General features: G+C 68.0%; 24 protein-coding genes. 8 read left to right on the top strand and 16 right to left on the bottom strand.

Annotated elements, in window-relative coordinates; translation table 11 throughout:
* Positions 1-207: a DUF465 domain-containing protein gene (locus tag ASG75_RS09385; protein ID WP_056388232.1), complete on the bottom strand. Its 207-nt coding sequence runs from the start codon at positions 205-207 to the stop codon at positions 1-3.
* Positions 208-318: 111 nt separating this feature from the next.
* Between ASG75_RS09385 and ttcA the strand changes: the two genes are divergently transcribed.
* From ttcA to ASG75_RS09360, 5 genes are all read left to right on the top strand, one after another.
* Entirely contained in the window at positions 319-1176 is an 858-nt protein-coding gene (gene ttcA, locus ASG75_RS09380) for a tRNA 2-thiocytidine(32) synthetase TtcA (protein WP_056388230.1), read from the top strand.
* Positions 1177-1216: 40 nt separating this feature from the next.
* A complete protein-coding gene (locus ASG75_RS09375; RefSeq protein ID WP_056388228.1) occupies positions 1217-2419 on the top strand; it encodes an amino acid aminotransferase in 1203 nt (400 codons plus the stop codon).
* A gap of 78 nt (positions 2420-2497) precedes the next feature.
* Entirely contained in the window at positions 2498-3415 is a 918-nt protein-coding gene (locus tag ASG75_RS09370; RefSeq protein ID WP_056388226.1) for a recombination-associated protein RdgC, read from the top strand.
* 114 nt (positions 3416-3529) lie between these two features.
* Entirely contained in the window at positions 3530-4300 is a 771-nt protein-coding gene (locus ASG75_RS09365; protein WP_056388224.1) for a YgjP-like metallopeptidase domain-containing protein, read from the top strand.
* A gap of 88 nt (positions 4301-4388) precedes the next feature.
* Entirely contained in the window at positions 4389-4967 is a 579-nt protein-coding gene (locus ASG75_RS09360; RefSeq protein WP_056388222.1) for an isoprenylcysteine carboxylmethyltransferase family protein, read from the top strand.
* Positions 4968-4971: 4 nt separating this feature from the next.
* Here the strand turns inward: ASG75_RS09360 and ASG75_RS09355 are convergent, their stop codons facing one another.
* From ASG75_RS09355 to ASG75_RS09315, 9 genes are all read right to left on the bottom strand, one after another.
* On the bottom strand, positions 4972-5559 hold the full coding sequence (locus ASG75_RS09355; RefSeq protein ID WP_056388220.1) for a sterol desaturase family protein: 588 nt from the start codon (positions 5557-5559) through the stop codon (positions 4972-4974).
* 143 nt (positions 5560-5702) lie between these two features.
* Positions 5703-6647: an alpha/beta fold hydrolase gene (locus ASG75_RS09350; protein ID WP_056388218.1), complete on the bottom strand. Its 945-nt coding sequence runs from the start codon at positions 6645-6647 to the stop codon at positions 5703-5705.
* A 196-nt stretch (positions 6648-6843) separates the two neighbouring features.
* On the bottom strand, positions 6844-8697 hold the full coding sequence (locus tag ASG75_RS09345) for a M1 family metallopeptidase (protein ID WP_056388217.1): 1854 nt from the start codon (positions 8695-8697) through the stop codon (positions 6844-6846).
* A gap of 68 nt (positions 8698-8765) precedes the next feature.
* A complete protein-coding gene (locus ASG75_RS09340; RefSeq protein ID WP_056388215.1) occupies positions 8766-9407 on the bottom strand; it encodes a glutathione S-transferase family protein in 642 nt (213 codons plus the stop codon).
* Positions 9408-9517: 110 nt separating this feature from the next.
* On the bottom strand, positions 9518-9997 hold the full coding sequence (locus ASG75_RS09335) for a DUF2269 domain-containing protein (protein ID WP_056388213.1): 480 nt from the start codon (positions 9995-9997) through the stop codon (positions 9518-9520).
* Positions 9994-11286 carry a DoxX-like family protein gene (locus ASG75_RS09330; RefSeq protein ID WP_056388211.1) on the bottom strand — a complete coding sequence of 431 codons (1293 nt, stop codon included), beginning with the start codon at positions 11284-11286 and terminating at the stop codon, positions 9994-9996. Before ASG75_RS09330 ends, ASG75_RS09335 begins: the two co-directional genes overlap by 4 nt.
* A 28-nt stretch (positions 11287-11314) precedes the next feature.
* Complete coding sequence (pip, locus tag ASG75_RS09325) at positions 11315-12268, bottom strand: prolyl aminopeptidase (protein ID WP_056388209.1); 954 nt, start codon at positions 12266-12268, stop codon at positions 11315-11317.
* 159 nt (positions 12269-12427) lie between these two features.
* Positions 12428-14125 (bottom strand): acid phosphatase, encoded by a 1698-nt coding sequence (acpA, locus tag ASG75_RS09320; RefSeq protein ID WP_056388207.1) that lies wholly within the window; start codon positions 14123-14125, stop codon positions 12428-12430.
* Between the two features lie 25 nt (positions 14126-14150).
* Complete coding sequence (locus ASG75_RS09315; protein ID WP_056389241.1) at positions 14151-14645, bottom strand: Lrp/AsnC family transcriptional regulator; 495 nt, start codon at positions 14643-14645, stop codon at positions 14151-14153.
* A 140-nt stretch (positions 14646-14785) separates the two neighbouring features.
* Here ASG75_RS09315 and ASG75_RS09310 point away from each other — a divergent pair, with 140 nt between their 5' ends.
* Complete coding sequence (locus ASG75_RS09310) at positions 14786-15709, top strand: DMT family transporter (protein WP_056388205.1); 924 nt, start codon at positions 14786-14788, stop codon at positions 15707-15709.
* Here the strand turns inward: ASG75_RS09310 and ASG75_RS09305 are convergent, their stop codons facing one another.
* The 6 genes from ASG75_RS09305 to ASG75_RS09280 all read right to left on the bottom strand — a co-directional run bounded on the left by ASG75_RS09305 (position 15710) and on the right by ASG75_RS09280 (position 22318).
* Positions 15710-16324 (bottom strand): FmdE family protein, encoded by a 615-nt coding sequence (locus ASG75_RS09305; protein ID WP_056388203.1) that lies wholly within the window; start codon positions 16322-16324, stop codon positions 15710-15712. It abuts the gene before it with no gap.
* A gap of 13 nt (positions 16325-16337) precedes the next feature.
* On the bottom strand, positions 16338-16604 hold the full coding sequence (locus ASG75_RS09300; protein WP_056388201.1) for a DUF2249 domain-containing protein: 267 nt from the start codon (positions 16602-16604) through the stop codon (positions 16338-16340).
* Between the two features lie 110 nt (positions 16605-16714).
* Positions 16715-17482: a bifunctional demethylmenaquinone methyltransferase/2-methoxy-6-polyprenyl-1,4-benzoquinol methylase UbiE gene (ubiE, locus tag ASG75_RS09295; protein WP_056388199.1), complete on the bottom strand. Its 768-nt coding sequence runs from the start codon at positions 17480-17482 to the stop codon at positions 16715-16717.
* 28 nt (positions 17483-17510) lie between these two features.
* On the bottom strand, positions 17511-20159 hold the full coding sequence (gene plsB, locus ASG75_RS09290) for a glycerol-3-phosphate 1-O-acyltransferase PlsB (RefSeq protein ID WP_056388197.1): 2649 nt from the start codon (positions 20157-20159) through the stop codon (positions 17511-17513).
* Positions 20160-20190: 31 nt separating this feature from the next.
* Positions 20191-21120: a hypothetical protein gene (locus ASG75_RS09285; protein ID WP_056388195.1), complete on the bottom strand. Its 930-nt coding sequence runs from the start codon at positions 21118-21120 to the stop codon at positions 20191-20193.
* Between the two features lie 301 nt (positions 21121-21421).
* On the bottom strand, positions 21422-22318 hold the full coding sequence (locus ASG75_RS09280) for an HAD family acid phosphatase (protein ID WP_056388193.1): 897 nt from the start codon (positions 22316-22318) through the stop codon (positions 21422-21424).
* Positions 22319-22443: 125 nt separating this feature from the next.
* Between ASG75_RS09280 and ASG75_RS09275 the strand changes: the two genes are divergently transcribed.
* Both ASG75_RS09275 and ASG75_RS09270 read left to right on the top strand, forming a co-directional pair.
* A complete protein-coding gene (locus tag ASG75_RS09275; protein ID WP_056388192.1) occupies positions 22444-23475 on the top strand; it encodes an AI-2E family transporter in 1032 nt (343 codons plus the stop codon).
* Between the two features lie 111 nt (positions 23476-23586).
* Positions 23587-24489 (top strand): LysR substrate-binding domain-containing protein, encoded by a 903-nt coding sequence (locus ASG75_RS09270; RefSeq protein ID WP_056388191.1) that lies wholly within the window; start codon positions 23587-23589, stop codon positions 24487-24489.
* Positions 24490-24811 lie beyond the last annotated feature (322 nt).

Genomic DNA, 24811 nt, shown 5'->3' with positions numbered 1-24811 from the left:
TCAGGCGTCGAGATCGGGGATCAGCTTGCTCTCGAGCCGCGCGATGTTGTCTTTCAGCAGCAGCTTGCGTTTCTTCAGCCGGGTCAGCTGCAATTCGTCGCGACCGATCGCAGAGGCCAGCCGGTCGATCGCCGCGTCGAGGTCGCGATGCTCCATCCGCAACTCGGCCAGGAGATGGACGATCTCGGCGTGATCCTGAACCTGCATGGCAATAACGGCTGCTGGGGGCGGTCCCCCTAGTTTAGCGCCGTTTGCCGCCGCGGTAGCCCGGCGTCCGGCCGGCTACAATAGGCGGTCTTCGCCGTCCGATTGGCCGTCATGCCCGCCCAGCTCGAGATTCCCCGCCCACCCGCTGCCGAGGCCGGCAAACTGGCCAGGCGCCTGCGTCGCCAGGTCGGCCAGGCGATCGGCGATTTCGGCATGATCGAGGACGGCGACAAGGTGATGGTGTGCCTGTCCGGCGGCAAGGATTCGTACACCCTGCTGGACCTGCTGCTGCAACTGCAGGCGAAGGCGCCGGTGCGCTTCGAGCTGATCGCGGTGAACCTCGACCAGAAGCAGCCGGATTTCCCCGAGCATGTATTGCCGGATTACCTCACCGCGCGCGGCGTGCCGTTCCACATCATCGAGCAGGACACCTACAGCACGGTGACGCGGGTGATCCCTGCCGGCAAAACCATGTGCAGCCTGTGTTCGCGGCTGCGCCGCGGCGCGCTGTACACCTGGGCGGCGGCGAACGGCATCACGAAGATCGCGCTCGGCCATCACCGCGACGACATTCTCGCCACGTTCTTCCTCAACATGTTCTACCAGGCGCAGCTGAAGGCGATGCCGCCGAAGCTGCGTTCGGACGATGGCCGCCATGTGGTGATCCGCCCGCTGGCGTATTGCCGCGAGGGCGACATCGCCGAATACGCGGCGCAGCGGCAATTCCCGATCATCCCGTGCAACCTGTGCGGTTCGCAGGACAACCTGCAGCGCCAGGCGGTGCGGCGCATGCTGGCCGCGTGGGAACAGCAGCAGCCCGGGCGCAGCGAGAACATCTTTCGCGCGCTGACGCATGTGTCACCCTCGCATCTGGCGGATCGCCAGCTGTTCGATTTCGCGCTGGGCGCATCGTCTGCCACGGCCTGGTCTGCCGACGCGGCGGATGAGACCGCGAACCGGCAAGCTTGAACATTTCGCCCACCCTTCCACTGTCTGTCGAGTAACCGCCGTGTCCTTCTTTGCATCCGTTGAAATGGCCCCGGGCGATCCGATCCTGGGCCTCACCGAGACCTACGTGGGCGATCCGCGCCCGGGCAAGATCAATCTTGGCGTAGGCATCTATGTCGACGAGCAGGGTTGCATCCCGCTGCTGCCGACCGTGCACGAGGTGGAACAGGCGCTGGCCGCGGCGGCGAAGCCGCGCGGCTACCTGCCGATCGACGGCCTGGCGGCATACAACCGGCTGACCCAGCAGCTGGTGTTCGGCGCGGAATCGCCCCTGCTGGCGGCCGGTCGCGTGGCCACCGCGCAGACCATCGGCGGCAGCGCCGCGTTGCGCGTGGCGGCCGACCTGCTGAAGCAGGTGGCCGGGGCGGGCGCGAAGGTCGCGATCAGCAGCCCCAGCTGGGGCAACCATCACGTGGTGTTCCGCACGGCCGGCTTCGAGCTGCTGGAGTACCGCTACTACAGCGCGGCCAGCCACGGCCTGGATGTCGCCGGCATGCTGGAGGACCTGGGCAAGCTGGAACCCGGCACCGTGGTGCTGCTGCACGCGTGCTGCCACAACCCGACCGGCGTCGACCTGGATGCGGCGCAGTGGCAGCAGGTGATCGAGCTGCTCAAGGAGCGCCGGCTGCTGCCGTTCGTCGACATGGCCTACCAGGGCTTCGACCAGGGCACCGAACAGGACGCCACCGCGGTGCGCCTGCTGGCGGCGTCCGGGATCGCGGCGTTCGTGGTCGCCAACTCGTACTCCAAGTCGTTCTCGCTGTACGGCGAACGCGTCGGCGCGCTGTCGATGGTCGGCGTCGACCGCGGCGAGGCCGAGCGGCTGCAGTCGAAGATCAAGCAGGTCATCCGCACGATCTATTCCAGCCCGTCCACCCACGGTGCCGCGCTGGTCGCCGGCGTGCTCGGCAGCGCCGAGTTGCGCGTGCGCTGGGAACAGGAACTGGGCGGCATGCGCGGGCGCATCCATGCGATGCGTGCCGGTTTCGTCGACAAGCTGGCCGCGCTGGGTGCGCCGGACTTCGGCTTCATCAACCGCCAGGCCGGCATGTTCTCCTATTCCGGCCTGAGCAAGGCGCAGGTGCACCGGCTGCGCGACGAGTACGCGATCTACGCACTCGACAGCGGGCGCATCTGCGTGGCCGCGCTGAACCAGGCCAATCTCGACACCGTGGCCGCGGCGGTCGCTGCCGTTACCCGCTGACACTCTGACCGTCATTCCGGCTTTCGCCGGAATGACGGCGAACCCCCTGCCTCCCGCAGCACTGACCCGGATTCCTGAATGTTCTTTCGCAACCTCACGCTGTTCCGTTTTTCCCCCGCCGTTGCCAATGACCTGAGCCGCCTCGACGAAGCGCTGGCCGAGCACCGGCTGCGCCCGTGCGGGCCGCTGGAAATGTTCACCAAGGGCTTCGTGCCGCCGGTCGGGCGCGGCGAGAACGAGCCGCTCACGCATGCCGTCAAGCAGTGCACGCTGCTGACCGTGGGTGGCGAGGACAAGCTGCTGCCGGCCGCGGTGATCAACGACGAACTGCATCGCAAGGTGCAGAAGATCGCCGAGGAAGAAAGCCGCAAGGTCGGCGGCCGCGAGCGCAAGCGGATCAAGGAAGATCTGCTGACCGAACTGCTGCCGCGCGCGTTCGTGCGCAACTCGCGGATGTCAGCCTACGTCGACAAGAAACACGGCTGGCTGGTGCTGGACACCTCCAGCCGCAAGTCGGCCGAGAACGCGCTGACCCAGATCCGCGAAGCGCTGGGCAGCTTCCCGGCGGTGCCGTTGGCACCGGAGGAAGGCCCGCGCGTGCTGATGACCGACTGGCTGGCCAACGGCAACCTGCCGGCCGGGCTGACCCTGGGCGACGAGTGCGAACTGCGCGATCCGGCCACCGCCACCGGCGCGATCGCCCGCTGCCGCCGGCAGGACCTGGACGCCGAGGAGGTCAAGGAGCACCTGCGCAACGGCAAGCAGGTGTTCATGCTGGGGCTCACCTTCGACGACCGCATCAGCTTCGTGCTGGGCGAGGACCTGATCGTGCGCAAGCTGAAGTTCCTCGACGTGGTGATGGACGAGCTGGGCGACAGCCAGCAGGACGCCCAGGCCGAGCTGGACGCCGGGTTTGCCCTGCTGACGCTGGAACTGGAGCGCCTGCTGGGCAAGCTGGAGGAATGGTTCGGCCTGCCGCGCCCGGCCGATAGCTGAACGAAAAATCCATACCGCCGTGACGCCCGGCGCGCCATACTGGGTGTCCGGCCGCTTGCGGGCGGCGGATCCCCATCTTTGATCGGAACGGGCCAGGCGAGAAGCAGGCAGGTCATGGCGCAGCATTTGGAAGGCGATTGGCTGGAACTGGCAACGGTGGGCGGCAGCCTCATCCGGGTGCTGAAGAGCGCCCATCCGCGCGCGCGCCGGCTGCGCCTCACGGTGACGCCGCAGGGCGCGCGGGTGACCTATCCGCTCGGCACCCATCCGGCCCAGGTCAGCGCGTTCCTGCGCAACCACGCCGAATGGCTGGAGCAGAAGCTCGACGAACTGAACCTGATCGTGAAGCCGTTGCCGCCGCTGCGCGTGGGTTATGCGTGCAGTTTTCCGTTGCGCGGCGAGACGGCCGAGCTGGACTGGGCCGAAGGCACCTACCCGAAGATCGAGCCGCACGCGACCGGCCTTACCCTGGTGATCCCGCGCCCGCACAGCCGTGCGTTGCCGATCGCCCGCGGCCTGCTCGCCTCGCACCTGGAAACGCTGATCCGCCGCGACGTCTCGCGCTGGCTGGCCGGCTACGTGCCGCAGCTCGGGCTGGCACCCACCGCGCTGAAGATCCGCCCGATGAAAAGCCTGTGGGGCAGCCTGGACACCCGCGACCGCATCAACCTGGACCTCGCGCTGGCGCTGGCGCCGCCGGCCGCATTGCGCTACGTGCTGGTGCACGAGCTGTGCCATCTCAAGGTACGCAACCATTCGCCGCGATTCTGGAGCCAGGTCGAAAGCCTGCTGCCCGGCTGGCGCGAACAGCGCGACTGGCTGCGCCAGCACGGCGCGATCCTCAAGGCCGAACTCGACCGGTTGATCGACGACGTGGCTGACTGACCGCGCTGTCGCTGCCGGTTGCCGCGTATGTGGCCGTGCCCCGCTACGCGATGTCCCGCCCGGCCATCATCCTGTGGAGCAACCCACCATGCAACTTCCGGTCGAGGCCGTACTCAACGCGCTGTGGATTCTTTTCGTGGCGTACTGGGTCTGGAGTGCGCGCAGGGTCAAGGGTGCGAGCCGCACCGAGCCGGCATGGTCGCGCCTGCTCAAGTACTGGTTGCCGCTGGTCGTGGCGGCGTTGCTGCTGGAACCGGGTCGTCTGTATGAGGGCAGTGTGCTGGGCGCCCGCTTCCTGCCCGCGGCCGGCTGGGTTGCCCCGCCGGGCGTGGTGATGACCCTGGCCGGCCTGCTGTTCGCGTGCTGGGCACGGCATGTGCTGGGCAGCAACTGGAGCGCCGTGGTGCAGCTCAAGCAGAACCACGAATTGATCGAACGCGGTCCGTATCGGCATGTGCGCCACCCGATCTATACCGGCCTGCTGCTGGCCTTCCTCGGCACGGCGGTGGCGCTGGGCGAATGGCGCGGGCTGCTGGCGCTGGCGATCGTCGCGGTGTCGTTCTGGCGCAAGCTGCGGCTGGAAGAGCGCTGGCTGGGCGAGCAGTTCGGCGTGGCCTATGCCGACTACATGCGGCGGGTGAAGGCGCTGATCCCGGGCGTCCTGTGAAGTTTCAACCCTTGCGCGGCTGGCGCACGTAGCGCGTGCCCAGCAGCATGTCCCACAGCGGCGTGGTGACCCCGAAGTTGCTCTCGGGGTGATAGTGGTGCACGTGATGGGCGCCGGCCCAGCGCCGCAGCAGCGGCTGCTTGAAGCGTGCGTGGTGGATGACGAAGTGGCTCAGGCCGTAGACGATGTAGCCGAAGGTGATCGCGCTGGCCAGCAGCAGGGCGAAGCCGGTGGGCATCACCAGCACGAACACGCCGGCCAGCGCCAGCAGTACGGCCGGCGGCAGGAAGAACGGCAGCGAGTCGTAGCCCAGCGGCCGCTGGTGGTGCATATCGTGGCCCTGTGCGAACAGCGGGATGCGCGTGTGGAACATCCAGCGGTGGAAGAAGTACTCGATGAAGCTGAAGGCGAACAGGCCCAGGCCGAGGGCCAGCAGCGCGGTCAGCGGCCCGTCCGCATGCCTGCGCCAGCCCAGTACCAGCAACAGCAGGCACAGCACGCTGTCCACGCCGAGCTCGGCCCAGTAGTTGGTGCGGGTGGCGGACATCCGCACGATCGCCCCCACACCCGTGCGCCAGAGGCTTTGCTTCATCGGTCGCTGCACCATTCCGCTTTCACGCCCGTCGGCACGCCAGACCACGGCGTCATGACAGCATTCTCCCATGTTGTCATGCGCAATTCACAATGAGCGGCGGCGGCTGCGCGCGTCCATTCAGCATCCCTGGCGGCCGTCATTCAGTGCGACAGCGCGAAGCCGGTAAGGATCTGTGCGGTCTGCTCGGGCTTTTCCAGCATCGGCATGTGGTTGCAGCCGTTGATGGTGCTGGTGCTGATCGCGCTGGCGCCGGTCAGGCCGTTGCGCAGGCTGTCCAGCGCGGAGATGTCCACGATCCGGTCGTCGTGGCACCACAGGCCGAGCACCGGCATGCTCAGCTGGCCGAGCCGGTTCTGCACGGAAAGGTATTGCCCGGGCTCGCGCAGTTCGTTGAAGGTGCGCTCGATGAAGGCGCGGTCGCGCTGGTTGCGCTTGATGAACACGTCGACGAAACGGCCGGGCAGGTCGAGCGGTTTCTCGAATGCCAGCGAAGTGACGCGTTCGAAACCGGCGCGGTCGTCGAACACGAACGGGTTCCTGCCGGCCAGCGCGTCGCGGTCGAGCGCGTTCTGCCTGCTCTTCAGGCCGAACGCATCGAGCAGGGCCAGAGCGGCCACGTGCTCGGGATGTTCGCTGGCGTACACGCCGGCGATCGCGCCGCCCATGGAGTGGCCGACCAGCAGGAAGCGCTGCAGGCGCAGGGTCTGCACGAAGGCGTCGAGGCGCCCGGCCTGGGCGTCGATGTTGTAACTGGCGTCGGGCACTCGCGAGGAATCGCCCCAGCCGGGCAGGTCGGGGATGATCAGATGGAAGTGCGGCGTCAGCAGTTTTGCCGTCTGCAGCCACACGCTCTTGTCGGTGGCGAAGCCGTGCAGCAGCACGATGGTCGGCCCCTGGCCACCTTCGTAGTAGGCCCAGTGCGTATCGCCGGCCTGCACCGAATGTTTCTCCAGGTGCGCCGCCATCGCTTCGCGCGTGACGTTCGCCTGCAGCAGCCACTGCGGCGCAAACAGGTAGCTGCCACCCAGCACGATGGCCAGCAGCGCGACCAGCCAGCCCAGGAATTTCAGCCGGCGCAGCAGCATGCGTTTCCAGAGCGGAGTGGTGGTGGCAATCGTTGATGGCGGCATGATGATTTCTTGGTGAGGTCGTGACTGACATTGCTCCCTCCCCTGCGATGCAGGGGAGGGCTGGGGTGGGGTGGCTCTTGATCCAGGCTCGCAGATCAAAAGCCTACCCCCTCCCAACCTCCCCCTGCTTTGCAGGGGGAGGAGTCGTTTGCTATTTCGCCTGCTTCGCCTTGGCGATGATGCCTTCGACCACCTGCTGGGTCAGCGGGTGGTAGCCGGCCTTGGCTTTGGCGTAGACCTGCTCGGCATAGGCCAGGCCTTCTGGCGTCTTCACGAAGGCCTTGTACAGCGGCGTGGTCAGGTAGATGCGGCCGATCCGGGTCATGTGTTCGGCGGCGGCCGCCCACACGGGCTTGTCGCCGGCGGCGATCGCATGGCTGTACCAGCGCATGCCGATCTCCGCGTTCGGCGTGCCGGTGAGATGCCAGGCGGCGTCGAGTTGCTGCAGCTTGTCCAGCGGGGCCACGTCGGGCAGGCGGTCGAGGAAGTACATCCACTCCTGGGTGTTCCAGCCCTTGGCGTCGAGCTTGTCGACGGCCAGTTTGCCCGCGAGGAAATCCGTGCGCTCGCGGTCGATCGCATTGAAGCGCGGCGAATCGGGCAGCGGCGCATCCTTCGGGATACCCGCGCCGTAGACCCAGGCCTTCACTTCGTCCCAGCTCATCTTGCCGGGATATTTTTCGATCAGGTTCGGCTTCATGTAGTCGAGCATCTGCTCGGTGGTGATGCTCTGGAACGCGAAGTGGTGGAAGTAGCCCTTCAGGTACGCGTCGAAGTGGTCGCGGCCGAAGCGCTGCTCCAGCGTGCGCAGGAACCACGAGCCCTTGTCGTAGGCCACGTCGGACAGCGCATCGTCGGCGCCAATGCCGCGCGGGTCGGGCGCCAGCTTCTGCGCGTTGGCGGCCATCGTGCCGATGCTCTTCTGCAGCGCACGGGCAGACAGCAGCGCCTCCTCGTCGGCCAGCGCCTTGCCGTATACCGCCTCGGTGATGCGGCCCTGCACGTAGGTGGTGAAGCCCTCGTTGAGCCAGATGTCGCGCCAGGCGGCACTGGTCACCAGGTTGCCCGACCACGAGTGCGCCAGCTCGTGCGAGACCAGCGACACCAGGCTCTTGTCGCCGACCAGCACGGTCGGCGTGGCGAACGTCATGTTCGGGTTTTCCATACCGCCGAACGGGAACGACGGCGGCAGCACCAGGATGTCGTAACGGCCCCACGCGTACGGGCCGTACAGCTGCTCGGTGGCGGCGATCAGCTTTTCGGTGTCCTCGAACTCGTGCGCGGCCTTGTCGACCACCGACGGCTCCGCATAGACGGCCGAACGCGGCCCGGTCTCCTTCACCGCGAGGTCGCCGGCGCTGATCGCCAGCAGGTAGGACGGGATCGGATGCGGCTGGCTGAACGCGAACGCGCCGTCCAGCGGATGCTTCGCGTCGTTGATCGCGCTCATCACCACGCGCACGTCCTTCGGCGCGGCGACGCGGGCGTCGTAGGTGAAGCGAATCGCCGGCGAATCCTGCAGCGGTACCCACGAACGCGCGTGGATCGACTCCGACTGCGAGAACATGAAGGGCAGTTTCTTGTCCGCCGTCTGCGCCGGGGTCAGCCACTGCAGGCCGGACGCTTCGGGCGAGGTGGTATAGACGATGCGCACCTGCGCCGGATGCTTCGGCGTGGCGATGGTCAGCTTGCTGCCCAGCACCTTGTCGCGCGGCGCCAGCGCATATTTCAGCGGCGTGGCCTTGCCGTCAGCGCCGAGCGCTTCGATCTTCGCGATCTTCAGGTCGCGCGTGTCCAGCACCAGCGACTGCGCCTTGGGATTCTTCCAGTCCAGCTTCAGCGTGGCCTGGCCGTCGAGCTGCTTGCGCGGGAAGTCGATCGTCAGGTCCAGGTCCAGATGGGTCACGCGTACCTGGTCGGGCTGGGCGTAGGAGTTCGGGTCGTTGGCGTAGGCGGCCAGCGGCAGCATCAACGTGCCGAAAGCGAGGGCGGGCAGCAGGCGCATGGGGAAGTCTCGGGCCGGAAAACCCCGAGTATGCCATTGCTGTGGTGGCGGCCGCCCGTGACGAAAGCTCAGGGCAGTTCGTTGACTGAATGGGGATCCATCGCGTACGGATACATCTCGGCGAGGAAGCCCGGCTGCGCCTCCACCCGCGCCACCCATGCGCGGAACTGCGGATACGCCTGCAACGGCAGCCCGGCTTCCTCGGCGCGACTGGCGTAGGCGAACAGCGCGATGTCGGCGATGCCGTAGTCGTCGCCGGCGATGAACGGCCGCGTCGCCAGTTCGCTTTCCAGGATGCCCAGCGTGCGCACGGCGGCGGCGCGTTTCGCCTCGATCATTTCCGTCGACCGGCGCGCCAGCTTGCCAGTCAGCGTCCAGTGCCGCAGTGCGCCGATCACCGACTCCACCCGCTCCTGCTCGAAGCACAGCCACTGCAGCACCTTGGCGCGCCCGAACGGATCGTCCGGCAGGTACGGCGTGCCGTCGGCGAGATACGCGAGGATCGCATTCGACTCGGCCAGCACGCGGCCGTCCTCCAGCTGGATCGCCGGCACCGTGCCGGTGGGGTTGACCCGCCGGTAGGCCTCGCTCCGGCCTTCACCCTCGAAGATACTCACAGGCACCGTGCGATACGGCCGGCCGAGGTGGTGCAGCAACTGGCGCACCTTCCAGGCGTTTTGTGAGGGCAGGTAGTCGAACAGGGTGAGCATGGGCGGCTCCGGTAGTGGCAGGTGTCCAGTGTGGTCGCGGCGTTTCCCCGTAGCCATCCGGTTCTTGCGCCGAGGTTCCAGACGAGCGGCTTCGCCGAGCGTATTCGCGCTCAGTGCCACAAGGGCGGTTTGGCCACCATCAGCCAGAAGATGCCAAGCACGGCAAGGAACGCCGGCCAGCCCAGCGCAAACCAGGCGCGCATGCAGCGATGGTAGGCCGGCGGCAGGTTCGTGCCGTCGCGCAACGCAGTGGCGGCCAGGTTACGCGCGCGCCATTGCAGCCACACCACCGGCAGCCAGCAGGCGCCGGTCAGCAGGTATAGCGCGGTGGCGGCCTGCAGCCATGGCGTGTGCAGGTCGAAACCCATCAGTCGCATCAGCAGGTAGCCCGACAGCGGCTGCACGATCACTGCCGGCGTGGTGAACAGGAAATCCGCGCGTACGGTCAGTCGCGCCGCGACCGCGATGGCGGGAAGCTGGCCGCTGCGGTGGGTGAACCACATGAAAAATGCCGTACCCAGTCCCGTGCCGAACAGCAGCGTGGACGAGAGGATATGCACGGTTTTCAGCAGTAAGTACGCGTCGTTCATCGGCGTTCTTCCGTCACCAGCAGGATCGCCAGTACCGCGATCAGCGGCAGGTTCTTCAGCAGGCCGCCGAACGGGTCCAGCCAGTGGACGGGCCACGCGATGCCGATGGCGAAGGTGTAGCCGAGCAACATCGCCAGCATCAGACCCAGCACGAGGCGCGGTCGCCAGCGCAGCAGGCACAGCGCGCCCAGCAGCAGGTCGGCGCTGGCGGTGATGTGCGCCAGTCCGAGCAGGCTGCCGGCAGAGAGTGAACTGCCGGGTGCGGCGGCCACCACGTCGGCCACCGGGGTCAGCCATCCGATCACGCCGGAGCCGATCCAGAGCAGTGCCATCGACACGCGCAACAGAGGCAGACAGAAATACAGCCTGGCGTGCCAGCGGTCCTGCACGTGGCTGGGCGCTTCGGCGAGCGCACGCCGTAGCGATCGCGGTACCAGGCCGAGGCGCTCGCGCAGACGGGCGCTGGCGTCGGCGGTGCCGACGTTGCCGCGTTCAAGCATGCGCGCCATCGTGTTGCCCAGCGGGCCGTTGCCCAAGTGCTCGCCCAGCACGCAAGTCAGGCGCACCAGCGGAGTGGGAACGGCCAGCGTGTACGCGCGCCCGAAGCCGAGCCAACGTCGCCAAGCCAGCAGGTAATCGCGCAGACTCAGCACATCGGGGCCGACCAGTTCGAGCACGTCGCGCGTGACCCGTGGCTTGGCCAGCGCTGCGACCACGGTCGTACCGATGTCCTCGGCGGCGATCGGCTGCAGCGGCTGCCCGCCACGGCCTGGCAGCGGCAGCAGGCCGGGCAATCCGGCCAGTCCGCGCAGCAGCGAACTGCCGCCGTAGGAACCGCGCGCGCTGTAGACTAGCGACGGGCGCAGCACCAGCCAGTCCAGCTCCAGCGCCATCAGCGCGGCGTCGCCGCGATGCTTGGACGCGATGAACTCGCCGTCGTCGGCGTGTCCCAGCGCGGATACCTGGATCACGCGCCGGACGCCGGCCTGCAGGCAGGCGCGGAACAGCGCCTGCGGCGCCTGCTCGTGGATCGCCAAGTAAGTGTCGGCACCGCGCTCGCGCAAGATGCCCGCGCAGTTGACCATCGCCTCGACACCGGCGAGGCGGGGCAGCCAGTCCTCGCTGCGCACGTCGTGGGCCATGTCGCAGGCGATTGCCCAGAGTCCGGGGAAGCGCGCGTCGATGCGCGCGCCGCGCACGGCGCAGATGACTTCGTGGCCGGCTGCGGTCAGCGCCGCAACGATGTGCGCGCCAATGAAACCGTAAGCACCGGTAACCAGTACGCGCATGGAGTTTCCCTAGTGGAGTGGTTGGGACTCAGCAGTACCGATCTGCCAGTCGATCCGTCGCTTCCACCAACTGATCCACGATCGCCGGGTCAGTGGCGCTGTGGCCAGCCAGCACCACGTGCAGGTGCGCTTCGGGCCAGGCCTGGCTGAGGTCGTAGGCGCTCGCCATCGGGCAGATGATGTCGTAGCGGCCGTGCACGATGGTGGCCGGGATGTGGCGGATGCGCTCGATGTTGCGCAGCAGCTGGTCGGGTTGCAGGAAGATCGCGTGGCGGAAGTAGTGCGCTTCCATCACGGCCAGGCTGACCGCCTTGTGCGGGTCCTCGAAGTCGCCGCCGCCGTCGGGGTCGTGCAGCAAGGTGGTGCTGCCGCCTTCCCACGCGCTCCACGCTTGTGCGGCGGCGAGCCGGGTGGCTTCGTCGTCGCTGGTCAGGCGGCGCCAGTAGGCGTCCAGCATCGAGCCGCGTTCGTCGGGCGGGATGAAGGCGAGGAAGCGCGCCCAGCGCTCGGGGAAGATCTGCGAGGCGCCGCCGTCCACTTCGTTGAACCAGCGCAGCTCCTGCGGCCGCCCCAGGAAGATGCCGCGCAGCACCAGGCCGAGCACGCGCTCGGCATGCGTCTGCGCGTAGGCCAGCGCCAGGGTGGAACCCCAGGAGCCGCCGAACACCACCCAGCGTTCGATCCCGAGTTGCTCGCGGATCGCCTCGATGTCGGCGACCAGGTGCCAGGTGGTGTTGTCGGTGAGTTCGGCGAACGGGGTGGACTGCCCGGCGCCGCGCTGGTCGAACAGCACGATGCGGTAGCGCGCCGGATCGAAGAAGCGGCGGTGGTAGGCCGACAGGCCGGCGCCCGGGCCGCCATGCAGGAACACCACCGGCAGGCCGGCGGGATTGCCGCATTCCTCCACGTGCAAGGTGTGGATCGCGTCGACGGCGATGCGGTGGGTCCGGTACGGCTCGATCTCGGGGTACATCTCGCGCATGGCGGCGATCTCTTGTGGATTATCTCCTCCTCCTGCGTGCCCCAAAGGGACTTCCTTCGGTCGCAGAGGGAGGTTAGAGGGGGTTGTCCGAGCTGGCGGAGAAGTCAAAAGCACCCCTCCCCAACCCTCCCCTGCGAGCAGGGGAGGGAGTTTGTTGTGTCAGTCGAATTGCAGGGCGGCGGTGAGGTCGCCCGGTGGCGGGCCGCCGGCGGCGATCATCGCTTCCTCGCGCAGCTTGAGGCCGGGCAGTTTCTGCAGACTGAAGCGGCGGGTGATGAAACGCAGGATCGAACCGGTGTCGTAGATGGTGTGGTCGACATAGCCTTGCTTCGCGAACGGCGACACCACCAGCGCGGGAATGCGCGTGCCCGGCCCCCAGCGGTCGCCCTTCGGCGGCGCCACGTGGTCCCACCAGCCGCCGTTCTCGTCGACGGTGATCAGCACCAGCATGTTCGGCCACAGCGGACTGGCCTGCAGCGCTTCGATCACCTGCGCCAAGTGCCGGTCGCCGGCGTCCACGCTGGAATAGCCGGCGTGCATGTTGAGATCGCCCTGCGGCTTGTAGAACGCCACCGGCGGCAGCGTGCCGGCCGCGGCGGCGGCAAGGAAGCGGTTGCTGTCGGCGCTGCTGCCGACGCCGGCATCGCGCAGGTGCTGCTGGCGCGCCGGCGTGCCGGGCGCGAACTGGCGGAAGTAGTTGAACGGCTGGTGGTGCACTTGGAAGTTCGGCACTTCCGGAAACGCGCGATGGTCGCCGTCGCCCTGGCCGCCCAGCGCCAGCTGCCAGCCGCCGGCGTACCAGGCCCAGTCGACGCCGGCGTCGGACAGCGCATCGCCGATGGTGCGGTGGCTTTGCGCGGGCAGCGTGTTCGGGCTGTCCGGATCGGCGAGGCGCGGGTCGCGCTTGTCGTGGCCAAAGGCTGGCGCGTAGGCCGGGCCCATCGTGTTGACCGCCCAGAAGTCGGGGGTGAGCGCATCGCGTGCGGCGAACTTCGCGCGGCCCTGCATCGCGCTGGCCGGCGAATCCTCGGCCAGCTTCGGGCGGATGCCGGTGGGGTCGTCGCCTTCCACCACGGCGATCTGGAATTTCGCCGGGCCGCGGTCCGCGTGCGGATAGAACGGCGGCTGCGCCGCGGCGAGGTACTGGTGGTTGAGGAACGAGCCGCCGAAGGCGCCCATGAAGAAGTTGTCGCACAGCGTGTACTGCCGGGCGAGCTGCCACAGGCGCAGGTTCGCGGCGCCGTCGGCGTAGTGGCCCATCACCATCGCACCGGTATTGCCCCAGGCGACGAAGCCGTCGTTGCGGCCGCTGTTGATCTGCAGCTGGTTCTCGTAGAAGCGGTGCACCAGGTCGCGGGTGATTACGCCGTGCGGCAGCGGTGCGCCGTCGGGCGTGCGCAGCACGAACGGACGGTTTGGCAGGCCGCTGATCGCGTGTTCGTCGAGCTGGTAGCGGCGGCCGTCGACCACCTGCGCGTGCGGCGCCAGCCCGCCCCAGACCGGCGGCAACGTGTCGAGCAGGCGGCCGTCGCGGTCGCGTTGGCGGTAGGCGGGCGAGTCGAGCGCCTGCAGCGGCTGGGCCAGGCCGGGGAAGTCTGCGAACAGGTTGTTGAAGCTGCGGTTCTCCGCGTACAGCACCACCACGTGCCGGATGTGCCGGCGCAGCAGCGCGTCGAGCGCCGCATCGGCAGCCGCGGGTGCCGACGGGCGTTCGTCGAACGGCTTGCAACCGCCGAGGGTGAGCGCGGCGCCGGCCAGCGCGATGCCGCCGAGCAGGCGCCGGCGCTCGGGGTTGGGTGGCGCGTCGGCGGGCGTATCCGGGAGCCTGTTCTTGTCGAACTTGTCGTGGTCGGTCATCGGAGCTGTCGGTGGGGGGAAGGGATCAATCGTCCGACATGGCGCGCGCAGCATTCCACATCGCGCGGGTCAGCGGGCGGTTCTCGTGCGGCGTCTGCAGCACGATCAGGGTGGCGGTGCTGGTGCTGGCGCCGGTCTTCAGCAGGCGGTCGAGCACCGATTCGAGATGGCCGATCGACATCGCCACCACATGCAGCAAGGCCGAATCCTCGCCGGCCAGGCGGCGGCATTCGAGTACTTCGGGAATGTCTTCCACCAGGGCGCCGATGCGCGCGCAGGTGATGCCGTCGCAGCGCAGGCGGATCATCGCGCTGATGCCGTAGCCGAGGCGCTTCGGGTCGACCGTGGCGCGGTAGCCGCTGATCACGCCGGCCTCCTCCAGCCGCTTCACCCGCTCGGCCACCGCCGGTGCGGACAGGCGCACCTTGCGGCCCAGCTCGGCGTAGCCCAGGCGCGCATCCTGTTGCAGCGCCTCCAGCAGCTGCCAATCCTTGCCGTCCAGCTCGGGCCTGGGTTCCATGACTTTCGATTCCATGGCGGAATACCTCGTCGATTGTTTCGATCGTTGGCGAAACATCGTGAAAACGATTCGGTGCATTATTCCGCGACGCGGCCGGCAAGACTAGGATGCGCACTTCCCCGCTGAAGGAATCCGTCCCCATGGATACCGTTGAACGTCTCGATGGCCGCGCCCTGCTCGCCATCGCGATTGCCCTGTTGACCTGGTCGTCGGCCTACGCCGCGATCGCCTATGCCTTGCCCGCGTTCACCCCCGGCGAGGTCGCGTTCGCGCGACTGCTGATCGGTTCGCTGTGTTTTGCCGTGCTGCTGCTGGTGAAGCGCGTGCCGTTGCCGGCGCGGCGCGACTGGCCGCAGCTGGCGCTGCTCGGCGTGCTCGGCCTCACCGTGTATCACCTGTGCCTGAACTACGCCGAGACGCGGATCGCCAGCGGCACCGCCTCGATCCTGATTTCGCTGGTGCCGGCCGCCACCGCGGCGGTGTCGGCGTTCTGGCTGCGCGAGCGGCTGACGCTGCGCACGTGGATCGGGCTGGCGGTGGCGCTGCTCGGCACGGTGCTGGTGGTACTGGCCAGCGGGCAGCGGGTGGAGGTCGATCCGCATGCCTTGCTGGTGCTGGTCTGCGTGGCCGTCTCGGCGATCTTCTTCGTGGGCCAGAAAGCCCTGTTCGCGCGCAGCAGCATGGTCGGCGTCACCGCATTTGCTATGTTCGCCGGCACGCTCGGCGCGTTGCCGTTCGGCTGGCATTTGCCGCAGGCGCTGGCGGCGGCATCGTGGTCGCATATCGGTGCGCTGCTGTGGCTGGGCATCGCGCCGACCTTCATCGGTTACCTCGCCTGGAACATGGCGGTGCACCGCGCGTCGGCGTCGCGGGTCAGCAGCTTCATCTACCTGTCGCCGCCGATCGCGCTGCTGATCGGCTGGCTGTGGCTGCACGAGGTGCCGAACGCGCTGATCCTGGTCGGCGGCGCGATCACCGTCGGCGGCGTGGTGCTGGCGAACGCGCGGCGGCGTGCCGTGCCGCGCGTTGCACCGGCGTGCGAGCAGGTGTGCGAGCAGGCGTGATCAGTGCAGCCGGGTGAGCCGCAGCACCTGCGGGTCGTCGGCGTGATCCAGCAGCAGGCGCTGCACGCGGCCCTGCCAGGCCTGCGCAAAAGCGTCGCGCTGCTCCGCGGTGGCGCCGGGGTGAAGTGCGGCGACCATCAGCTCGCGCAGGTTCGACGCCGACGGTACCGTGGCCAGGTCCAGTTCCACCGCCACGGCAGCACCGTTGTCGCGACGGCTGAACTGCACGGCGGTGGCGCCGGACGCGGCCGAGAAGCCCAGCAGCGACTGCCGCACGAAGCGGCCGCCGATGCCGTGGAAGCCGTTGCCGGCGGCGGCGCCGGTGATCAGGGTCAGCACCTGCGCGATGACGCCGGTGACGCCTTCGTCTTCGGCGGCCGGCATGTGCACCGCGATGCCGCCGCGCTCGGCCGGTTCGTCCGGGTACAGCGCCTGCAGCGCCGTGCGCGCCATCAGCCACGCGCCGGCCACGGTGGGACAGGAGTGGCCGGCCAGGCGCACCGCATCGATATAGGAATATTCCAGCAGGCCGTCTTCGGCGGCGCCGAGGAAGGCCGCCAGCGGATCGCGCATGCGGATGCGCGGTGCCTGTTCGTAGAACGCGGGGTAATTCATGCGCCGGGGCCGCTCACTCGACCGGCAAGCCGGTGATGCCGAAGTCGATCACCACCGCGTCGGCATCGCGCTGGCGATAGCTCACCGTGAGGTGGTCGCCGAGGCGCTCGCGCAGCTGGGCGATCAACGGGATCGGGTCGTGGTCGTTGACGAAGCGCATCGTCTCGCCCGAGCGCAACACGCCGATCGCCCCGAATATGGCCGAGTGGCGGAAACGCCGCGCCACGCCGCGCGCGTCGAAGAGGTGCACGTTCTGTTCGGAAACGATGTCGATGGACATGATGCGGGCTCGCAGGAAAGGGAGCCCAAACATACGCCGCAGCGCGCGGCCGGCCACTGATCTGGGTCAGGGCGGCGGCAATGACGATTCGGCCGGGTGCCGGCAGGACGCTAGAACTTGTACGCGCGATGGATCGCCACGACGCCGTTGGTGAGGTTGCGCACCTCGACGCGGCCGAAGCCGGCGTGTTCCATCATGCCTTTCAGGGTTGCCTGGTCGGGATGCTTGCGGATCGACTCGGCCAGGTACTGGTAGCTGTCGGCGTCGCCGGCGAACAGCTGGCCCAGCTTCGGCAGCACCTTGAACGAGTGGAAGTCGTAGAGCTTGCCGAACAGCTCGTTCTGCACTTTCGAGAACTCCAGCACCAGCGCGCGGCCGCCGGGCTTCAGCACGCGGCAGATGTCGGCCAGCGCCTTGTCCTTGTCGGTGACGTTGCGCAGGCCGAACGCCATGGTCACCGCGTCGAAGCTGTTGTCCGGGAACGGCAGCGCCTCGGCGTTGAGCTGGGCCCAGCGCAAGCCGGAAACCAGGCCGCGGTCGGTGAGGCGGTCGCGGCCGACGCCGAGCATCGCCGCGTTGATGTCGCCGACCACCACCTCGCCCTCGTCGCCGACCACCGGCTTCACCAACGCGGCGATGTCGCCGGTGCCGCCGGCCAGGTCCAGCACGCGGTCGCCGCGGCGCACGCCGCTGATCGCCACGAAGTGACGTTTCCACAACCGGTGGACGCCGAACGACATCAGGTCGTTCATCAGGTCGTAGCTGCGCGCGACCGAGGTGAATACCTGGCCGACCAGCTTCTGCTTGTCGCCGACCGGCACGTCGCGGAAGCCGAAGTGGGTGGTCGATTCGGGCGGGGTTTCTGGCTGTTCGTTCATGGCCGGCAATGCTACAGGAACGCCGTTGTCAGGCGTCGGGCGGCGTGCCGCGACGGTCGTCGCCGCTGCGTCGCTCGTGTTCGTAGTGCTCGGCGGCGACGTGGCGCTCGTGCAGCGCGGCGTCGTCGCTGTCGGTGGGGACGTGGGCGGGCGCGTCGGCATCCTCGCGGGTCTCGGCAGCGCCCGCTTCCTTGTCGTTGCCGCCGGGGGTGATCTTCAGGATCGAATGGCGTACTTCGCGCGACAGGATCACCCGCGCGTCGCGCACCATGCCTTCCAGCGCGGCGTCGTAATCGAGCTTGCCGTCGTCGTCGGTCCACACGATGCGGCGTTCGCGCAGCTTCTGGATGAAGCCGCGGAACAGCGCCTTGTCGAAGAACTCCGGCGCGGACAGTTCGTTGAGCAGGGACAGCCGTTGTGCGGTGAGCGTGCAGGCGTTTTCGAGTTCGGCGCCGGTCATCGTGTGCGGGCCGTTCTTGGCCAGCGCGGCGATGGTGATGTAGTAGCGCTCGAAGGCCTGGATCAAGCTGCGCGCGATCACCTTGAGCTGGAAGGCGCCATCGTCCTGGCCGGGGCTGCGTTCCAGCACGCGGCCATCGCTGACCGATTCGAGCAGGCCGCGGCGCACGAAGAAGTCGATGGTCGCCTGCAGCTGCGCGGCGAAGCCGTCGGTATCCCACGGCAGGAACAGCTCGCCCTGGATGAACGGATAGATGATCCGGCCCAGCCGCAGGATCGAGGCGCGCGACATGCGCCGGTTGTTGAGGAAGCAGCAGGCCACCCAGGCGGCGGTGGCGGCGAGGTGCAGCACGTTGTTGCGGAAGTAGCTGAGCAGCACCGCGCGCTCGCCGGTGACGGTGAGCACGTCGCCGAGCGGATGCTGCACGCGCTGGATCCAGCCCATCTGCTCGCCGTAGGCGATGATCGCGGCCGGATTCATCGGGGTCAGCGTGACCCGGTCCGAATACGGCAGTTCCTCCAGCATCGTCTTGCTCAGCTCGAGCTGGGTCAGCAGGTCGCTCTCGGCCATCGCGTGCTTCGGCGTGGCCAACAGGGCCAGCGCCAGCAGGTTGATCGGATTGACGTCGGCGGCGCGGTTGATGTTGATCTGGATCTGCTCGGCGAGGCGGTCGGTGACCGCGCCCAGCCACTCCGGTTTCGCCTCGGGATCGGCGCCGGCGGCGCGCCAGTCGGCGCTGGCCGCATCCAGCAACGGGGTCAGCTCGATCGGCTCGCCGAAGTTCAGCGCCACGTGGCCGTAGCGCTGGCGCAGCACCTTCAGGCCGCGCAGCAGGCCGATCAGCGATTCCTTCTCTTTCGGCTGGCCGCTGAGTTCGCCTGCATACGAGGCGCCCTCCATCAGCTTCTCGTAGCCGATGTAGACCGGCTGGAACAGCACCGGCCGGCGCGGCGCGCGCAGGAACGCGCGCACCGTCATCACCAGCATGCCGGCGCGCGGCGCCAGCAGGCGGCCGGTGCGCGAGCGGCCGCCTTCGATGAAGTATTCCATCGGCACGCCGCGGTCGATCAGCTGCGCCACGTACTCGTTGAACACCACCGAGTACAGCGCGTTGCCCCTGAAGCTGCGGCGCAGGAAGAACGCGCCGCCGCGGCGCAGGATCGGTCCGATCACCGGCAGGTTGAGGTTCACGCCCGCCGCGATGTGCGGCACCACCACGCCGGACACGTGCAGCTGGTAGCTCATCAGCAGGTAGTCGGCGTGGCTGCGGTGGCAGGGCACGTAGATCACTTCATGGCCGGGCGCGGTGGCGCGCGCCTTGTCGAAGTGGTGCATCGAGATGCCGTCGTACAGCTTGTTCCAGAAATTGCCGAGCAGGAACGAGGCCGAGCGCACCACCGGGTGCGAGTAGTCGGCGGCGATCTCCAGCGCCAGCTGGTGCGCCTTGCGCCAGGCCTTGGTGTGGCTGATCTTTTCCTTGGTGGCGCTGGCGGCGATCGCCGCGCGCACCGGTTCGGCGTTCAGCACCGCGTCGACCACGGTGCGCTTGTGCGACAAGTCCGGCCCGATCACCGCGGCACGGATGCGGTGGAAGTGGGTGCGCAGTACCCGCGCGACCTTGCGTGCGAAGCGCTCCGGGGCGATCCCGCGGGATTCGTCCAGCATCAGGCGCAGCGATACCGGCGCGGAGAAGTGCACCACGGTGTCGCGCCCGTTCAGCAGCAGCGCCAGCATCCGGCGGAAGCGGCCGACCATCACCCAGTTTTCCGAGAACAGCACGCTGAACCAGCCGCTGTCGCGGCTGGGCGCGCGGCCCACGTAGATCGACACCGGCACGATCTGGATGTCGCGCTCGGGCATGCCTTCCAGCGCATGCACCAGTTGCCGCAGCGGCTCGTTCGGGTTGCGCTTGCGATTGCGGCCGAGCAGCCTGCCGTCGCGTCGGGCCAGCGCGAACACCGAGCGCCGCCGGCGGGTGCCGGCCAGCGGCCGCATCGGGTTGGGCAGGCCGGCTTCGCGGCAGGCGCGCTGCAGGATCAGCGCATCGGAAAAACCGTCGCGCTCGATCACGTAGCAGACCGGCACGCCGGCCTGCAGCAGGCTGGTCGGTTCGGCCGGGTCGCGGCGGATGCGCACCCATGGCTGCAGCAACTGGCCGGCCAGGTTGAACCACCAGGGGGCACGTTGGCGGGCGGGGGAGTCCGCGGTGGTAGTCATTTGCATCCGTCCATTCTAACGGTTGCGTCGTTCAGTCTTTCGTTACGACGCTGCCGGCGCTGGCGGGCGCGCCGGCAATGGCCGCCTGCTGCAGCTGCTGATGTGACCGGCGCGCGTTCTGCAGCAGATCCTCGCTGTACCAGCGGCCGTTCTCCTGCACCAGTTTCGATTCGGTCGACAACGGCTTGCCGAGCAGGATGTAGTCGACCTTCACCACGGCATGGCCGTTGCTGCTGGACACAGGGGTGAGCTTGACCGAGTTCAGCGTGTCGTCCACCGACAAGCCATAGATCGTCAGCAGCTGCTTGAGTCCGGCGTAGCCGGTCGCGTACTTGCCCATCGTGGTGTCGAAGTCCATCGCGCGCATCTGCTCGGGGCTCTTCAGGTCCAGCTTGCGCGCCGTTGCCACCGCCACGCCGACCGCCTGCTTCGCCCTGGCCTGGTCGAACCATGGCGTCTGCTGGGCCCACGGCAGCAGCACGTCGAGCACGCCGCCGGCCTGGGCCTTCTGCGTTTCGCTGAGGGTCTGGCTCTGCGCGACGGCGCTCTTCAGCATGGCGTCGCCGATGCTGATCAGCACCGGCAGCTGGTCCTTGTACTGCTGTTCCATCGTGACCAGCTTCGGCTGCAGTTCGGCGTACAACTTGTTCTCCGCATCCGGCGCGGTGAGCTTTTGCATCGTCTCGTTGAAGCGGGCGCGGTCCTCGGCGCTGATCGGCTGCGCATCGCGCTGCTGGAGTTGCCAGTCGGCGCGCATGTTGGCGTAGTCGGCCGGCGGCAGGGTGTGCTTCCACAGCCCGTTGAAGTCGCCGGCCTTGAGCAGGTCGACCGAGGCCTGCAGCGCCGCTTCCGGCGTGCTGCCGCCTGGTTGCGCGGGATCGTCCTTGCCGTGGCAGGCGCCCAGCAGCAGTGCGGCGAACAACGGCAGCATGGCGTGGCGAAGAAGCGAAGGGAGGCGCATCGGCGGACTCTTGCGGTGGATGGTGGCGGGCCAAGGCGCGCCACGGGGCGGGGTGATCGCGCAGGGTAAGGGTCGCGGCGACGTCGAAACAAGGGCGCGGCGCAAGTTTTGGCGATGCCATAAAAGAAAACCCCGCGGGCACGGGGCCTCGCGGGGAAATCCGGCAGAGCCGGAAGGGAAATGGCCTTGCCTGCAAAGGTATTGGTCAGCAGGTGTTGGCAGGCGAAATATTACTTGTTCGTTAAAGCTAAGGCAATGCTTTTGTTTTGTTCTGTAATTTAATGTTTTATATGAAAATTCATCATTGAGTGCGTAGCGCGTCGAGCTTCTGCCGGCGCCGTTGCTCGGGCGCGGCGCTCCAGTCGTTGTTGAACAGCGCCGGCTCCCACGAGCCGTAGGTGGGGTTGGGCAGCACGAACCAGCGCGTGCCGATCCACGGCAGGTAGTCGGCGACGGCCTTGCGGCGGCCGTCGGCGGTATTGGCGAGGACGTCGACGAAATCGCCGATCTGGTCGCCGAACTGCATCAGCACGCGGTAATGCTGCGCGACCAGCTGGCGGCGGCACCCCTTTTCGCTGCCGGCCTGCTCGCAGCCCTCGACCACGGTGCCGAGGCCGAGGAACGATTGCGGGCCGCTGACCGGAAACCCGGCCTTGCGCAGGTTCGCCAGGGTGGCCTGGTCCAGGTCCTTGGCACGGTTGGAGATGTAGATCACCTCGACGCCGTGCTTCGCGGCGAACCGGGTGAACTCGAGCGCGCCGGGCAGCGCGCGGGCGCTTTCCTCGCGGCACCAGGCCGCCCAGTCGGCCTCGTTGTATTCGTGGTTGCCCCGCACCATGCGCGCGGCGAACGGCGAGTTGTCCAGCACGGTCTCGTCGATGTCCAGGATCACCGCCGGCTTCAGGCCGCGCAGCGGGGTGCCGCGATCGCCCTTGCCCAACGCGTCCCAGTGGCGGTCGTGCAGCGCGGCCAGCAGGCGCGCCTGGGCGTCGCGGTAGGTCTGCAGGTAGATCAGGTCGTGCTCGATCGCGGTCTGGCTCCACGCCACGGCATTGAGGTTGTCGTTGGCGGCAACGACGGCCGGCGCCGCCTGTGCCGTCGGCGCGGCCGGCGCCACGGCCATGGGTTGGCGCGGCGTGGTGGCACAGCCGGCCAGCAGGGCGAGCGCGAGCAGGGTCGTGGGCAGGCGGAATGGCATCGGGAAATCCTTGGAAAGGCGAGGCGAAGACAATGAACGGAGTTTACGACAGCGCCGTGGCAGGGCTGGCAGCCAGCGCGGGCTGCTGACAGACTGGCGACCCCGCACCCACGGCTTCATCCCGCATGGATTCTCCCTTGCCCGCCCTGCGCGAGCCTTCGCCGACCATCCGTTACGCGAGTTACCTGCTGACGGCCGCGGCCTTGCTGCTGATCGTCGAGATCCATCTGCTGCCGGCGCTGCTGGCTGGCCTGCTGGTGTTCGAGCTGGTGCAGGCGATGGTGCCGCTGCTGGGCCGGCGCATTTCCGGCGACCGCGCGCGGGTGGTGGTGGTGGCCGTGCTGGGCGCGGTCGTGGTGGGCTTGCTGATCCTGCTGATCCTGGGCGCGATCAGCCTGTTCCACAGCGAGATCGGCAATCCCCAACTACTGTGGCAGCAGCAACTGATGCCGCTGGTGGAGAAGGCACGCCAGCAGCTGCCGCCGATCCTGGTGAACAACCTGCCCGACAGCGTCGACGACCTGCGCGTGGGCGCGATCGAGCTGGCGCGCAAGCATGCGGCCACCTTGCAACTGGCCGGCAAGGGCGCGGTGCGGGTGTTCGTGCACATCATCATCGGCCTGGTGCTGGGCGCGATCGTGGCGCTCAGCCGGACCCGGCCGGCGCACCAGATGGGCCCGCTGGCGGGGGCGCTGAGCCTGCGCTGCCAGCGCCTGGCCGAGGCGTTCCACAACATCGTGTTCGCGCAGATCAAGATCTCGCTGATCAACACCTTGTTCACCGCGATCTTCCTGCTCGGCGTGCTGCCGCTGATGGGCATCCACGTGCCGCTGGCCAAGACGCTGGTGGTGGTGACCTTCGTGGTCGGCCTGCTGCCGGTGATCGGCAACCTGATCTCCAACACCGCGATCGCCATCGCGGGGTTGTCGGTCTCGCTGGGCGTGGGCATCGCCGCGCTGGTGTTCCTGGTCCTGATCCACAAGCTCGAGTACTTCCTCAACGCGCGCATCGTCGGCACCCAGATTCGTGCCCGCGCATGGGAGCTGCTGGTGGCCATGCTGCTGATGGAAGCCGCGTTCGGCCTGCCCGGCGTGATCGCCGCACCGATCTACTACGCGTATCTGAAAAGCGAGCTGGAAGCCGAGCACCTGTTGTAGCTGTCGCTCGCCGGTTGTGCCGGGCGCCCATCGCGGGAGCTTGCTTCGCAACAGAGCCTATGTTGCACTCGGGCACCATCGCCGTCGTGGCGCAAGGGGCGGAAATCCGGCATGCGTCTGCGCCATATCGAACTGTTTCACGCCGTGCTGACCACCGGTAGCCTGACCGGTGCGGCCGACCTCCTGAACATTTCGCAGCCAGCCGCCAGCAAGGCCTTGCAGCACGCCGAACACCAGCTCGGCTTCGCCTTGTTCAGCCGCGTGCGCGGGCGTCTGCAGCCGACCCAGGAAGCGCTGCTGCTGCGCCACCGCGTCGAGAAGATCATCCAGGACCTGCACGACCTGCAGCGCCTCACGGCGAACATCGGCCGTGCAGAAAGCTACCCGTTGCGGGTGACGTGCACGCCGACCCTGGCGCAGGCGCTGGTGCCTGACGCGACCACCCTGTTGCGCAAGGCTTTCCCGGGCACGACCGCGGAACTGTTCACCCAGCACTCGGCGCAGATGTGCGAGTCGCTGATGCTGCACGAGGCAGACATCGGCCTCACGCTGCAGGACGCCGGCCACCCGGGGTTGCGCCAGGAACCGCTGTGCCATGGACACGTCATGGTCATCGCCCCGCCCGGCTGGTGGTCGGCCGCGGAGCTGGCGCAACCGTTGCCGGTCACCGCGCTGGCCGACCAGCCGATGATCGGCATCGCCATGCAGGACGCGCTGGGTCGCATGCTGCAAAGCCAGCTGGCGCAAGTGGTTCCGGCGCCGCAGACCTCGGTCTGGGTACAGACCTACCAGCTGGCGTATTCGCTCGTCGCGCAAGGCGAAGGCCTGGCCCTGGTCGATCCCTTCACGGCATCGCGGGGCAGCGGGGAAACCGTGCAGACGCGTCCGCTGAAGCTGCAACTGGACATCGTGCTTTATGCGGTCTACCGGCTGGACAGCCCGCTGAACCCGGTGCAGAAACGTTTCCTCGACCTGGTGCGCCAGCTTGCCCAGCAGATGCTGGCACCGGCCTGAAGACACCTCGCCCGCCCGCTCGCGGCGAAGGCGTCCACAACCTTCAGTTATGCCACGTGCCGGTCTTTTCATTGGTCGCTGTTGCATGCCTGTGCCTATGCTCAACCTCGTGCTGCGAAGGGTGAGCGAATGTCCGACCGAAACGCGCCGCGACAACGTACGGAGCCGGCCTGGGGGGAACGGCCATGCCGCAGCACCTCGCGGTCATGCCGGATTGTTCTCCCGGCGGCGGTAGCCGCGCAGGACGGTGACGCCGCGTTCGCCGGCGGGGACCGGTTCGCGGTCGAGGCAATTTACTGGGGTACATCCGTCGACCGACAAA

It is taken from the genome of Rhodanobacter sp. Soil772, assembly GCF_001428385.1.
Taxonomy (GTDB): Bacteria; Pseudomonadota; Gammaproteobacteria; order Xanthomonadales; family Rhodanobacteraceae; genus Rhodanobacter.
This window is presented reverse-complemented; position numbering and strand designations above follow the sequence as displayed.